The organism is Polaromonas sp. (assembly GCF_031411155.1).
In the GTDB taxonomy this organism is placed as follows: Bacteria; Pseudomonadota; Gammaproteobacteria; order Burkholderiales; family Burkholderiaceae_C; genus Polaromonas.
Genome location: NZ_JANOAL010000295.1, coordinates 1 through 12998, shown reverse-complemented (window position 1 = coordinate 12998; position 12998 = coordinate 1). Strand labels below are relative to the sequence as shown.

Genomic DNA, 12998 nt, shown 5'->3' with positions numbered 1-12998 from the left:
TTTGAATACCGCCGCGGCTACAAGTTTTCAACCTACGCCACCTGGTGGATACGCCAGGCCATCACGCGCAGCATTGCCGACCAGGCGCGCACCATCCGCATACCGGTGCACATGATCGAGACCATCAACAAGATGAACCGTCTCAGCCGGCAGCATTTGCAGGAATTTGGCTACGAGCCCGACGCGCCCACGCTGGCCGAGAAGATGGAGATACCGGAAGACAAGATCCGCAAGATCATGAAGATCGCCAAAGAGCCGATCAGCATGGAAACGCCCATTGGCGACGACGACGACAGCCACCTGGGTGACTTCATCGAAGACACCAACAACGTGGCACCGGTGGACGCCGCGATGCAGGCCGGCCTGCGCGATGTGGTGAAAGACATCCTGGACAGCCTGACGCCGCGCGAAGCCAAGGTGCTGCGCATGCGTTTCGGCATCGAAATGTCGACCGACCACACGCTGGAAGAAGTCGGCAAGCAGTTCGACGTGACCCGCGAGCGGATTCGCCAGATAGAAGCCAAGGCGCTGCGCAAGCTCAAGCACCCGAGCCGCAGCGACAAGCTGCGCAGCTTTATCGATACGCTGTAAAACGCATCGGGCGCTGCAAGGCGCGATCAAAACAAAGCCGCATTCCGTTTCAACGGGCTGCGGCTTTTTTCATGAAAAATACAAGCCTTTTCGGCCTCCAGCCCTTTCGGAATGTGCTCAAGCGGCTATTAAAACAGTAGCAACGGGCGCGCCCGCTTGCGCTCTCAGGACCAGTACAGCCGGGTCGGGTTGTCCACCAGCAGCTTGCGCTGCAGTTCCGGCGTGCGGGCAATGTGGGGAATGAAGTCCACCAGCAGGCCGTCGTCGGGCATGTGGTTTTTCAGGTTGGGGTGCGGCCAGTCGGTGCCCCAGAGCACGCGGTCGGGGAAGGTCTCGACGATGCGGCGCGCGAACGGCACGACGTCGCCGTAGGCGTGCTGCTCACCGTTGAGCGCGGGCGGGCCGACCACGCTGAGCCGCTCCGGGCAACTGACCTTGGAGCAGATGTTGGGATGCTCGCGCATCAGCTTGAGGAACAGGCCGAACTCCGGCCCCTCCACCGGCTGGCTCACGTCCGGCCGGCCCATGTGGTCGACCACCACCGTGGTCGCTACATCGTCATGTACGGCGGTAAAAATATCCCACAGCCCGGGCAGGTCCTGCGCCTCGAAATAAATCACCACGTGCCAGCCCAGCGGCGCAATGCGGGCGGCGATTTCCATCAACTCGTCCCTGGGCGTGACGTTCACCAGACGCCTGACGAAGTTGAAGCGCACGCCGCGCACGCCGGCCGCATGCATGCTTTGCAGCTCCCCGTCGCTGATGCCGCGTTTGACCGTGACGACGCCGCGCGCTCGGCCCTCCGAATGCCCGAGCGCATCCAGCAGCGCACCGTTGTCGGTGCCATGGCAGGTGGCCTGCACAATCACGTTTTTGTCGAAGCCCAGCTGGTCGCGCAGCGCAAACAGCTGGTTCTTGCCCGCGTCGCACGGGGTGTACTTACGTTCTTGCGAAAAAGGAAATTCATCGCCCGGACCGAACACATGGCAATGCGCGTCCACGCTGCCCGGCGGCAACTGGAAACGCGGTTTGCAGGGGTCGGCGTGCCAGTCCAGCCAGCCCGGTGTTTTTTTGTAGTCCATCAGAGCCGATCGAAACAGGCCAGTTCACGCGGACCGTTTTGCAATGTCATGGCATTCAATCGATGTACCTGAGGCCGGCTTTTTCCAGCGGCTCGCGCATGTGGTACAGGTCCAGACCCAACACGCCAGCGGTGAACTTTTCGCGTTTTTCGCCTTCAAGGCTTTCGCGCTTCCCGGCCGCGTCCGCCACTTGGCTGGCCATGGCGGCAGGCACCACCACCACGCCATCGGTGTCGGCGATCACCACGTCACCCGGATTGACCAGGGCACCGGCGCACACCACGGGAATATTGACCGAGCCGAGCGTGGCCTTGATGGTGCCCTTGGCGTGAATGGCGCGGCTGAACACCGCAAAGCCCATCTTCTGCAGCTCGTCAACGTCGCGTACCCCGGCATCAATGATCAGCCCCCTGGCACCGCGCGCCTGGAACGAGGTGGCCAGCAGGTCGCCAAAAAAACCATCGAAGCTGTCGCTGGTGCAGGCGGCCACGGCCACATCGCCGGGCTGCAACTGCTCGGCCGCCACATGCATCATCCAGTTGTCGCCGGGCTGCAGCAAAATCGTCACGGCCGTTCCGCAAAGGCGCGCGCCTGGATAAACAGGACGCATATAGGGCTTCATCAATCCGGTGCGGCCCATGGCCTCGTGAACGGTGGCCACGCCAAAACGCGAAAGCTTTTCGACGGCCGCCTTGTCGGCGCGAACGATGTTGCGCTTGACAAGGCCTAATGGGTTCATGCTCATGATCATGATCATTTGCCTTTCAGTTTGAGCGCCGCGTCCAGACGCGTGAACACGCGGCGCGCGTTGCCTTCGTAAATCTGGTGGCGGTCTTCGGGGCTCAGAATTTTTGACGCTTCAATGTAGCGCTTGGTATCGTCGTAATAGTGGCCGGTTTCGGGGTCTATGCCACGCACGGCGCCTATCATCTCGCTGGCAAACAACACGTTCTTGACCGGAATCACGGTGTTGAGCAGGTCAATGCCCGGCTGGTGGTAGACGCAGGTGTCAAAGTAGATGTTGTTGAGAAGATGCTCGGTGAGCAAGGGCTTTTTGAGCTCCTGGGCCAGGCCGCGGAAGCGCCCCCAGTGGTAAGGCACGGCACCGCCGCCATGGGGAATCAGGAACTTCAGCGTGGGGAAGTCCTTGAACAGGTCCGACGTGAGGCACTGCATGAAGGCCGTGGTGTCGGCGTTCAGGTAATGCGCGCCGGTGGTGTGAAAGCAGGCGTTGCAGCTGGTTGACACATGGATCATGGCGGGGATGTCGTACTCCACCATTCTTTCGTAGAGGGGGTACCACTGCCTGTCACTCAAAGGCGGTGCGGTCCAGTGGCCGCCAGACGGATCGGGATTCAGGTTGATGCCGACATTGCCGAATTCCTTGACGCATTTTTCCAGCTCGGGAATGCAGGTTGCAGGGTCCACGCCGGGCGACTGCGGCAGCATGGCGGCGGGAACGAAATGGTCGGGAAACAGCTGGCTCACGCGAAAGCACAGCTCGTTGCAAATCGCCGCCCAGGTGGCCGACACATTGAAGTCGCCAATGTGGTGGGCCATGAAGCTGGCACGCGGGCTGAAGATGGTGAGGTCGGAGCCGCGCTCATTCATGAGGCGCAGCTGGTTTTGCTCGATGCTCTCGCGCAATTCGTCGTCGCTGATTTTCAGCTCGCTCGCCCTGGGCATCATGGATGGGTCCTTGATGCCGGCGATTTGACGGTTACGCCAGTTCTCCAGCGCCTTGGGGGCCGTGGTGTAGTGGCCGTGGCAGTCGATGATCAGGCTCATTTTTTCCTTGGGGTTCACTTGGGGTTCAATGTGGTGTGGATCAGCGGGATTCAGGCGGGGGCCATGCCATGGCGGCGTTTCGCGTCTGCCGTCTCCGGCGAAGCCATGAAGGCCAGCAGCCGGCGCCCGACCTCGCCCTGCGTGGAGGCAGACCCCAGGCCCGCCGAGAAGGTGGTGATGATCTGGACGGCCTCGGGCAGCGGGCCGACCACGGCGATTCCATCGAGATGCATCAACTCGCTCAATTGCTGGAAACCCAGCTCGGCCTCGCCTCGCGCCACCAGCCCGCCAACCGGCACACCCGCGGGCGCCTGCACGGCCTTTTGCCGGACATCGGCGGCCATGCCCCAGCGCTCGAACAACTCGATCAGCGCAGCACCGCTGGGCCCGGTGGAATAGCCTATGCTTCGCGCGGCCAGCACGGCGCGCCGCAACGCATCTTCGGAACTGATGTCAGGCCACGGTGCGCCGGTGCACACGCAGACGGCCACGCCCGAGTCGGCCAGGTCGACCTTGCTGCCGGCCACCAGGAATCCGCCGGCGGTGAGCTTGTCGATGGCATCGGATGCAAGGACAACGATATCGAAAGGCTCACCGGCCTGGGCGCGACGCACTGCATCCACGCCGCCCACCGATTCGAGGTTGACGGCGCAGCCCGAGCTTTGCTCCCAGGCAGCCGTCAACTCGGCCAGCACCAGGCGGGTGGCCATGGAAGAGATTCCACGCAGAGCGACACTCATACGAGTACGCCTCGCGCGGGGGCAACGACAGCTTGAAAACCAACAACCATGAGGCTGATTTTGTCGCCAGCGCCGCACCAGGGAAAGCCGCTACGCCCGCTAGCAGCTATAACAAACCAGCATAATGTTTGTCTCGCTATCCAAACAACCCATGGACCTCAAACAGCTCGAATACTTTGTCAGGGTGGCCGAGCTCAGCAGCTTTACCCGCGCGGCCCTTGCGCTTGACATTGCCCAGCCCGCGCTGAGCCGGCAGGTGCGACTGCTGGAAGTGGAGCTGCGCCAGAACCTGTTGATACGCAACGGCCGCGGCGCAGTGCCCACCGAAGCCGGCCAGCTACTGCTGGCGCATGCGCGCGGCACTCTGCACCAGGTGGCGCGTGCGAGAGAGGAACTGGGGCGGGTGCGCGACGCGCTCGACGGGCGCGTGGCCATAGGCTTGCCCCCCAGCCTGGCGCGGGCGCTGACGGTGCCGCTGACACGTGCGTTTCGTGCGCAAATGCCCCACGCCACCATCTCCATCAGCGAAGGTTTGTCAGTGGCCCTGCAGGAAGATCTGGTCAACGGCCGGCTTGACATTGCCGTGCTGTACAACGCCCAGCCCACGGGCGACGTCGAGATCAGCCCGCTGATGGAGGAGGAGCTGTTACTGGTGCAGGCCCGCCCACCGGGGCCGCATGAGGACCCGCCGTCTCAACCCATCACCCTCCAGTCATTGGCGACCTTGCCGCTGGTGATCCCGAGCCGGCCCAATGCCATCCGGATGCGGGTGGAGTCTGAACTCGCCGCAGCCGCCCTAAGGCCGACCATTGCACTTGAAATTGATGGTGTCTCAGCCATTCTGGACCTGGTTGCCGACGGCGCTGGCCATGCCATTTTGAGCCGCAACGCGGTGGCCAGTTCGCTGCGCCCGTCGGTTTTCACGCTGCGCCAGATTGGCGATGCCGCATTGCGCATAGCGCTGTCGCTGGCCACCAGTGCACGCCGCCCGTCCACCCTGACGCAACAAACCACGCTGCAACTGCTGCGCGAGGTCACTGCCAGATACCTCTGAGCGGCTGGAACGTGCCTGCCGCCATGCCGATGGCATCAGCATGGGCAATCCATCATGATTTTGATGCCATAGCCCAATGGTTACGGGCGTAGACAGCTATCAAAACAATAGCGGAATGGGTAACTCTTTCAGCATGGCACATCCTTGATTTATGGGATAGCCGAAGTTTGATTATTTCAAATCGCTATAACTGCTAGTGCCCCGTGGCGCTTATCAGCGGAAGGCGGACTTCTCACAATACGGGCCATGGCCACCCTACTTGGCGCAGTCGCCGCCTCACACACGCCCACTATCGGCTTTGCACTGGACAGCGGCAAGCAGGCTGATCCGGTGTGGGCACCCATTTTCGAGGCTTTCGAGCCGCCCCGCCGCTGGCTTGCCGAGCAAAAACCCGACGCCTTGGTGGTGATCTACAACGACCACATCAGCTCCTTCTTTTTGGACCACTACTCGGCGTTTTCGCTGGGCGTGGGGGAGCAATATCCGGTGGCCGACGAAGGGGGTGGCACCCGTGGCCTGCCGCCCATTGCCGGCCATCCACAGCTCGCCGCGCACATTGGCCAGTCGGTCATGGCCGATGCCTTCGACCTGTCCTTCTTCCAGGGCCGGGCGCTGGACCACGGCTGCTTTTCACCGCTGTCGCTGCTACTGCCCCATCAACCGGGTCCAGGAGGTGGCTGGCCGCTTCCGATCATTCCCCTGCAGGTAGGCGTGCTGCAGTTTCCCATGCCGACCGCGCGGCGCTGCTTCGAGTTGGGCAAGGCGCTGCGCCGCGCGATCGAAAGTTACCCCGAGCCGCTGCGCATCGCCATCGTGGCGACGGGCGGCCTGTCGCACCAGGTGCACGGCGAGCGCGCGGGCTTCAACAACCCGGCCTGGGACCAGACGTTTCTCGATCTCATCGAGCACGACCCTGAGCGCCTGGCCGACCTGACCCAGGCCGAACTGGTCGAGCTGGGTGGCGCGGAAGGGGCCGAAGTCATCATGTGGCTGGTGATGCGCGGGGCCTTGTCCGCATCGGTACGCAAGGTCCACCAAAGCTACTACCTGCCGTCCATGACGGGCATCGCCACCGCCATCTACGAAAACCGCAGCCACCCACCCGTGGCGGGTGAAGTACAGCGCCATCTGCACCAATCGCAATTGCAGCTGCAGGGCGCCGAACGGCTGGCCGGCACCTACCCCTACACGCTGGCACGCAGCGTCAAGGCGCTTCGCATCAACCGCTTTTTGCATGCCATGACGCAGCCTGCCCACCGGCAGGCCTTTTTGCAGGATGAAGAAACTTCCTATGCCGCTACAGGCCTGACCGATGAGGAAAGCCGCCTGCTGCGCGCGCGCGACTGGCGCGGCCTGATCCACTACGGTGTGATCTTTTTCGTGCTGGAAAAGTGGGGCGCGGTCCTGGGGATCAGCAACCTGCACATCTACGCCGCCATGCGCGGTCAGAGCCTGGCCGAATTCCAGCAAACACGCAATGCGCCCGGCGCGCTGTACTCGGTCGGGACACTCCAGGGCGACGATGCGGCCAAAGCGCCTGCACCGCCTTCGTCCCGATCCCTTGCCCGGACGCCGGTCCACCCCACCGCCCCGGAGCAACCGTCTTGATACCACTGGCTGCCCAACTACTGCTTGCCGCTACCGCGCTGACGTCAACGCTTGCCCATGCCCAAACCGGTGTAGCGGCAAGTGCAGCGACGACTTACCCGAGTCGGCCGATTCGAATCGTCGTTCCGTTCACACCGGGCGGCAGCACGGACATACTCGCGCGCGCCATGGGTCAGGAGCTGACAAAAGCCTGGGGCCAGCCGGTCATCGTCGACAACGTGCCCGGAGCGGGCGGCAGCATCGGCGCCGACAAGGTGGCCAAGGCAACGCCCGACGGCTACACCTTGCTGATGGGCCACATCGGTACCCTGGCGGTGAACCCGTCTCTTTACCCGGCTTTGCCCTATGACCCGGTGAAAAGCTTTGTACCCGTGGCCTGGGTGGCGCGTGTGCCCAATGTGCTGGTGGTGCATCCGTCGGTCAAGGCCAGCTCGGTCAGGGAACTGGTGGCACTGGCCAGGGCCAAGCCCGGCCAGCTCAACTACGGCTCGGGCGGCAACGGCAGCGCGGCGAATCTGGCCACCGAGTACTTCAAGCTGCAGACCGGTGCCTCGCTGCTGCACATTCCTTACCGGGGCACAGGACCGGCCGTCACCGACCTGATGGGCGGGCAGATTCAGGTGCTGTTTACCGGTGCGCCCGCGGTGCTGGGCCAGATCAAAAACGGCCAGTTGCGGGCGCTCGCCGTGTCCTCGCCCAAGCGCCTCACCGCCCTTCCCGACCTGCCCACGGTGGCGGAAGCCGGCTACCAGGATTTCGAAGCCGACCAGTGGTACGGCGTCGTGGCGCCTGCCGGCGTCCCGCGCGACATCGTGAACAAGCTCAATGCGCAGATCAACCAGTCGCTGGCGTCCAGCGAGCTCAAAAACCGGCTGGCCAACGAAGGTGCCATAGCCGCGCCCAGTACGCCCGAAGCCTTTGGCCAGCTCATCGTGCGCGAAATTGCGCGCTGGAAACCGGTGATTCAGTCGGGCCGGGTCAAAGCAGATTAAATGGACCCGTTTTCAAGCAGTCAGAGCAGATGTAGCGCAATTTTTCAACCAAACAGGAGACATCATGCCAACCTCTTTCACCCTGAAATCGCTGCTGGGCGGGCTGGCCCTGGCTGCCGCCAGCGTCACATGGGCCCAGCAAACCGTGCCCATTTTTGGCCTGGTTGAGCTCAGCGGCACCGGCGCCACATCGGGCAGCAATTTCGACAACGGCGTCAAGCTCGCCGTCAAGGAAATCAATGCCGCCGGCGGCATTCTGGGCCGCAAGATCAACTACCTGTCTATGGATACGCAGTCCAACCCGGGGGTGGCCAAGGCCCTGGCGCAAAAGGCCGTGGACCAGTCCGCCTATGTGGTGATGGGGCCGGTGTTTTCGGGCTCCATCATGGTCAGCATGGCCGAGACCCGGCGCGCCGAAATTCCCAATTTCACCGGGGGCGAGGCGGCGGCCATTACCCAGCAGGGCAACCCCTACATTTTCCGCACCTCATTCACGCAATCCACGGCCATGCCCAAAATCGCCAGCTACATTCAGAACACCGTCAAGGCCAAGTCGGCTGACGTCATTTACGTGAACAACGACTTCGGCAAGGGGGGCCTGGACCTGATCAAAAAAGAGCTCGAAGCGCGTGGCGTCAAAGTCACCAACAGCATTTCGACCGAGCCCGGACAGATCGACTTCAGCGCGCCCGTGCTCAAGGCCAAACAGTCGGGCAGCGATGCGGTCTTCATCTACAGCAATGAAGAGGAGTCAGCCCGCGCACTGCGCGAGTTGCGCAAGCAGGGCTACGACAAGCCCATCATTGGCGAAACCGTGCTGACCAGCCAGAAGGTGATCGAACTGGCAGGCGACGCCGCCAACGGTGCCGTAGCGCATGTCGGCTTGACTGCCGATGCGCCGCAGCCGCTCATTCGAAAATTCAGCGAGGTCTTTCAGGCGGAATACAAGGTCAAGTCCGACCATAACGGGCTCAAAGGCTACAGTGGCATGTACATCGTGAAGGCGGTGACGGAGAAGCTGGGCAAGTTCGACTCCAAGGCGTTCGCCGCAGCCATGAAAGGCATTTCACTGTCCGTCAAAGACCATCCAGGCATCTTGCTGGACGTCAGCTTTGACGCCAACGGCGACCTTGACCGTGAGAGCTACATGACAAAAGTAGAAAACGGCAAGCAGGTGGTCAGCAGCATCTTGCCACCCGCCGGCCGTAAATAAGGAATCCAGGAAAATGAGTTCACCCACCTTCGGCCTGGCCGGCATCATGGGCTGGCCCGTCGCGCATTCACGCTCCCCCAAACTTCACAACTACTGGCTGGAAATGTATGGCCTGCCGGGGGCTTACGTGCAATTGCCGGTGGCGCCGGGCCAGCTTGACTTGGCGCTGCCCGGCCTGGCGGCCTTGGGCTTTCGCGGCTGCAACATCACCCTCCCGCACAAGGTAGATACCCTCAAACTCGTTCACGAGGTGGACGCCAACGCCAAACGCATGGGCGCGCTGAACACCCTCGTGGTTCAGCCGGACGGATCACTCAAGGGATTCAACAACGACGGCTTTGGCTACATCCAGAGCCTGCTGGACGCCCAGCCGGACTGGCGCGCCGACAGCGGCCCCATCACCGTGCTGGGCGCAGGCGGCGCTGCGCGCGCCGTGGTGCTGAGCCTAGCTGACCGCGGCGCCAAAGAAATTCGCCTGTTGAACCGCACGCCCGAGAAGGCCCAGGCGCTGGCGGCCGAATTTGGCGCACCCGTCAAGGCCTTGCCCTGGAGTCAGCGCCATGCAGCGCTGGCCGATGTGGCGCTGCTCGTCAACACCACCAGCCAGGGCATGCATGGCAACCCGGCGCTGGAGCTCACGCTGGACGCCCTGCCCCGCCACGCGCTGGTGTCGGACGTGATTTACGTGCCGCTTGAAACGCCCCTGCTGGCCGCTGCACGGCTGCGCGGCAACCCGACCGTCAACGGTCTGGGCATGTTGCTCAATCAGGCGCGCCCGGCTTTTCACGCCTGGTTTGGTGTGATGCCCGAGATCACGCCTGAGCTGCGACGGGCCGTAGAGGCGACATTGTGAAGGCGACGTTGTGAACCTGTCGCAGCTGCCGGTCGATGCGTCGATATACACCGTGCCCAAGGTCGACTGCCACTGCCATGTACTAAACCCTGAGGGCTTTGCGTACGCGGCGGATGTGGCTTATAGCCCGGTCGGCCAGGAAACCGGCTCAGCCGATTATTTTTCGACCGTACTAGCCGCTTACGGCGTGCGGCACGCCTTGCTGGTCGGCCCCAACTCCGGCTATGGCACAGACAATCGCTGCCTGCTCAGCGCCATTGCCGGCAGCCAGGGCCGCTTCCAGGGCATCGCCGTCGTGCCGAACGACGCGTCGGCTCTCTACCTGCAGGAACTCAAGGCGCAAGGCATTGTGGGCGTCGCCTTCAACTTTGCCTTGCACGGGCTGGACTACTACCGCACTGCCGCGCCCTTGCTGGCACGGCTGGCTGCGCTGGACATGTTCGTGCAGGTTCAGGTGGAAGCAAGCCAGCTCCAGCTACTGGCGCCGCTGCTGCTCGACTCGGGCGCACAACTACTGGTCGATCATTGCGGCCGGCCCGATGTGGTGCGTGGTATCACCGGCGAGGGCTTTGCAGCCTTGCTTCGTCTTGCAGACAGCCGGCGTGCCACGGTCAAGCTGTCGGGCTTTGCCAAGTTTTCTGCTCAGGAATTCCCGTTTGCGGACACCCGTTCCTTCACCGACGCCCTGCTTCAAGCCTTCGGTGCAGACCACTGCGTCTGGGCCTCGGACTGGCCTTTTCTCAAGGCGCCGCGGCGCCTCGACTATGGGCCGCTGCTGCAACTGTTTGCGCAAACGGTGCCCGACGCGCAAGACAGGCACAAGATACTCTGGAGCACGCCGTTGCGGCTGTTTGGCTTCGGCCAGGACTGAGTACGTCCCCTACTCTACGAAGACTTCGGGATAATGTGTTGCGGCACTCCGGCCGCCAGCAGTTTGTCGGCGTAGTCCTGCCAGCGCGGGCGTCCATGGCAAGGCCGTTGAACACACCGGCACTGGCCTGGTCGGCCATCCATTGCTGCTTGCCGGCAATGGCGGCCGTCATGGTGGGCTCAAAACCGGCTTCGCGCACGGCGTTGGCTGATTCACGCATTTCCTCGGCGCGGCGCTGGCCGTGCTGCACCACCCGGCTGAAAAAGTAGGCGCCGGTTTTTTGCCAGTCTATGCTGGGGAAAGTTTCTGCCAGCGTGGGCAGCAGGTGGTCTTCCACGCCGTAGGCTCTGGCCGTGGTGTAGCTCTCAATGACCAAGGCCTCCAGGCCCTTGATCATCACGCTGCGACACATCTTGATGGCACTGGCCACACCCAGCTTCTCGCTGACCGCCTTCGCGTCCATTCCCCAGGCCGTGAGCATGCTGGCCAGTTCGGCCGCACAACCGGCTGCTGGCACGGGTCCTGGACGGTCAGCCCTTGGGTAAACGATATCGCGCTCCCGCCCACGCCTTTGCAAAGCGCTATACCCCGGCTGATGCCCTGCTGCTGGCAGAGGTAGACCGCGCCCACGGCACGCTCTCGGGCCCGGCCACCGCGCATTTGCTCAAGCGGGCGTTGCATGTGCATGGGGATGCGCGCTTTGAGCGCCTGGCCAGCCTGTCGGTATCGCACCTGTACAACCTGCGCCACAGCAAGATTTACCAGGCTCAGCGCGTGAGCTTCACCAAGACCCGCCCCGTGCTCAACCCAATAGGCGTACGGCGTGCCCCACGCCCGCAGGGGCGTCCTGGCTTCATCCGCATCGACTCGGTGCACCAGGGTGATCTGGATGGCACCAAGGGGGTCTATCACGTCCATGCGGTGGACATCGTCACCCAGTGGGAGGTGGTGGCCACCTGTGAGCGCATCAGCGAGGCCTACTTGCTGCCCGTGCTCGAAGACCTGATCGAGCAGTTTCCGTTCAGGATTCTGGGGTTTCATTCAGACAACGGATCGGAGTACATCAACAAGACGGTGGCCACGCTGCTGGAGAAGATGCGGGTGGAGCAGACCAAATCCCGCTCCCGCCAGTCCAATGACAATGCGCTGGCCGAGAGCAAGAACGGCGCGGTGGTCAGAAAGGCCTTTGGCTACAGCCATATCCCGCAGCGCTTTGCCGCCCAGATCAACCTCTTTTGCCGCGGGTACCTGAACCCCTATGTCAACCTGCATCGGCCTTGCCTGTTCGCCAAGGAGGTCGTGGACGACAAGGGCAAGATCAGGAAGTCCTATCCGCATGACATGGTGCAAACCCCGCTGGACAAGCTGGCAAGCCTGGACGGCGTGGACCGGTTCCTGCGCAAGGGAATCACCATCAAACAGCTTCAATCGAAGGCCCAGGCCCAGAGCGATCTGGAAGCAGCCAACGCCATGAATGTGGCCCGCCTTAAACTGTTTGACTTGTTCAACCGACGATCCAAATCCGCCGCCTGATTCAACCCTCAATTCCGGCTTCGCCCAGGCTCATACCTGAATTGGTAAATACTGGAGTGCTCACGGCGCCGTCCTACATCCGCAGCCGGCATTCCCGCATGCGTCGATAATCAGGGGTTCACCGGCCCCACCCCCACTACACACCCACCATGACCACGACCACGACCATCAAGCAAGCCGACCTGATCGAATCCGTCGCCGCCGCGCTGCAGTACATCAGCTACTACCACCCCGCCGACTACATCGCCCACCTGGCGCGCGCCTACGAGGCCGAGCAAAGCCCGGCCGCCAAGGACGCGATTGCCCAGATATTGACCAACAGCAAGATGAGCGCCACCGGCCAGCGGCCGATCTGCCAGGACACCGGCATCGTCAACGTGTTTCTGAAAATCGGCATGGACGTGCGCTGGGAAGGTTTCAGCGGCAGCGTCGACGACGCCATCAACGAAGGCGTGCGCCGCGGTTACAACCACCCCGACAACACCCTGCGCGCCAGCATCGTGGCCGACCCGCAGTTCGACCGCAAGAACACCAAGGACAACACGCCCGCCGTGATCTTCACCGAACTGGTGACCGGCAACACGGTGGAAGTGACCGTGGCGGCCAAGGGCGGCGGCAGCGAAAACAAGAGCAAGCTGGTCATGCTCAACCCGGGCGACTCGGTGGTCGACTG

General features: G+C 62.8%; 13 protein-coding genes and 1 pseudogene. 9 read left to right on the top strand and 5 right to left on the bottom strand.

Translation table 11 applies throughout. From position 1 onward, the window contains the following. Window positions 1-591, top strand: a 591-nt coding sequence (locus RMO23_RS17400) for a sigma-70 family RNA polymerase sigma factor (RefSeq protein ID WP_309684020.1), incomplete at its 5' end; no start/stop codon positions are given. A 164-nt stretch (window positions 592-755) separates the two neighbouring features. On the opposite strand, the gene RMO23_RS17395 is transcribed toward RMO23_RS17400, so the two are convergent. Genes RMO23_RS17395 through RMO23_RS17380 form a run of 4 tightly spaced genes read right to left on the bottom strand, consistent with a single transcriptional unit; the run spans window position 756 to window position 4171 of the window. Beyond that, window positions 756-1673 (bottom strand): amidohydrolase family protein, encoded by a 918-nt coding sequence (locus tag RMO23_RS17395; RefSeq protein WP_309684019.1) that lies wholly within the window; start codon window positions 1671-1673, stop codon window positions 756-758. Window positions 1674-1728: 55 nt separating this feature from the next. Next, the gene (ligK, locus tag RMO23_RS17390; RefSeq protein ID WP_309684025.1) at window positions 1729-2418 is read right to left on the bottom strand and encodes a 4-carboxy-4-hydroxy-2-oxoadipate aldolase/oxaloacetate decarboxylase; all 690 of its coding nucleotides are present in this window, start codon (window positions 2416-2418) and stop codon (window positions 1729-1731) included. Between the two features lie 8 nt (window positions 2419-2426). After that, entirely contained in the window at window positions 2427-3455 is a 1029-nt protein-coding gene (locus RMO23_RS17385) for an amidohydrolase family protein (RefSeq protein ID WP_309684023.1), read from the bottom strand. 56 nt (window positions 3456-3511) lie between these two features. Beyond that, window positions 3512-4171: a substrate-binding domain-containing protein gene (locus RMO23_RS17380; RefSeq protein WP_309684018.1), complete on the bottom strand. Its 660-nt coding sequence runs from the start codon at window positions 4169-4171 to the stop codon at window positions 3512-3514. 181 nt (window positions 4172-4352) lie between these two features. Here RMO23_RS17380 and RMO23_RS17375 point away from each other — a divergent pair, with 181 nt between their 5' ends. The 6 genes from RMO23_RS17375 to RMO23_RS17350 all read left to right on the top strand — a co-directional run bounded on the left by RMO23_RS17375 (window position 4353) and on the right by RMO23_RS17350 (window position 10792). Further along, the gene (locus RMO23_RS17375) at window positions 4353-5255 is read left to right on the top strand and encodes a LysR substrate-binding domain-containing protein (RefSeq protein ID WP_309684017.1); all 903 of its coding nucleotides are present in this window, start codon (window positions 4353-4355) and stop codon (window positions 5253-5255) included. 246 nt (window positions 5256-5501) lie between these two features. Then, window positions 5502-6863 carry a gallate dioxygenase gene (locus RMO23_RS17370; RefSeq protein ID WP_309684015.1) on the top strand — a complete coding sequence of 454 codons (1362 nt, stop codon included), beginning with the start codon at window positions 5502-5504 and terminating at the stop codon, window positions 6861-6863. Then, the gene (locus RMO23_RS17365) at window positions 6860-7855 is read left to right on the top strand and encodes a Bug family tripartite tricarboxylate transporter substrate binding protein (RefSeq protein ID WP_405041629.1); all 996 of its coding nucleotides are present in this window, start codon (window positions 6860-6862) and stop codon (window positions 7853-7855) included. The genes RMO23_RS17370 and RMO23_RS17365 overlap by 4 nt, the downstream gene beginning before the upstream one ends. 64 nt (window positions 7856-7919) lie before the next feature. Beyond that, the gene (locus RMO23_RS17360; protein ID WP_309684013.1) at window positions 7920-9068 is read left to right on the top strand and encodes an ABC transporter substrate-binding protein; all 1149 of its coding nucleotides are present in this window, start codon (window positions 7920-7922) and stop codon (window positions 9066-9068) included. A gap of 13 nt (window positions 9069-9081) precedes the next feature. Beyond that, on the top strand, window positions 9082-9921 hold the full coding sequence (locus tag RMO23_RS17355; protein WP_309684011.1) for a shikimate dehydrogenase: 840 nt from the start codon (window positions 9082-9084) through the stop codon (window positions 9919-9921). A 10-nt stretch (window positions 9922-9931) separates the two neighbouring features. Next, the gene (locus RMO23_RS17350) at window positions 9932-10792 is read left to right on the top strand and encodes an amidohydrolase family protein (RefSeq protein WP_309684009.1); all 861 of its coding nucleotides are present in this window, start codon (window positions 9932-9934) and stop codon (window positions 10790-10792) included. Between the two features lie 14 nt (window positions 10793-10806). Here the strand turns inward: RMO23_RS17350 and RMO23_RS17345 are convergent. After that, window positions 10807-11291: pseudogene (locus RMO23_RS17345) on the bottom strand (DUF1932 domain-containing protein); the annotation flags it as partial. A 38-nt stretch (window positions 11292-11329) separates the two neighbouring features. On the opposite strand from RMO23_RS17345, the gene RMO23_RS17340 reads away from it, so the two are divergent. After that, a complete protein-coding gene (locus RMO23_RS17340) occupies window positions 11330-12325 on the top strand; it encodes an integrase (RefSeq protein WP_309684007.1) in 996 nt (331 codons plus the stop codon). 149 nt (window positions 12326-12474) lie between these two features. Next, window positions 12475-12998, top strand: a 524-nt coding sequence (locus tag RMO23_RS17335; RefSeq protein ID WP_309684006.1) for a fumarate hydratase, incomplete at its 3' end; no start/stop codon positions are given.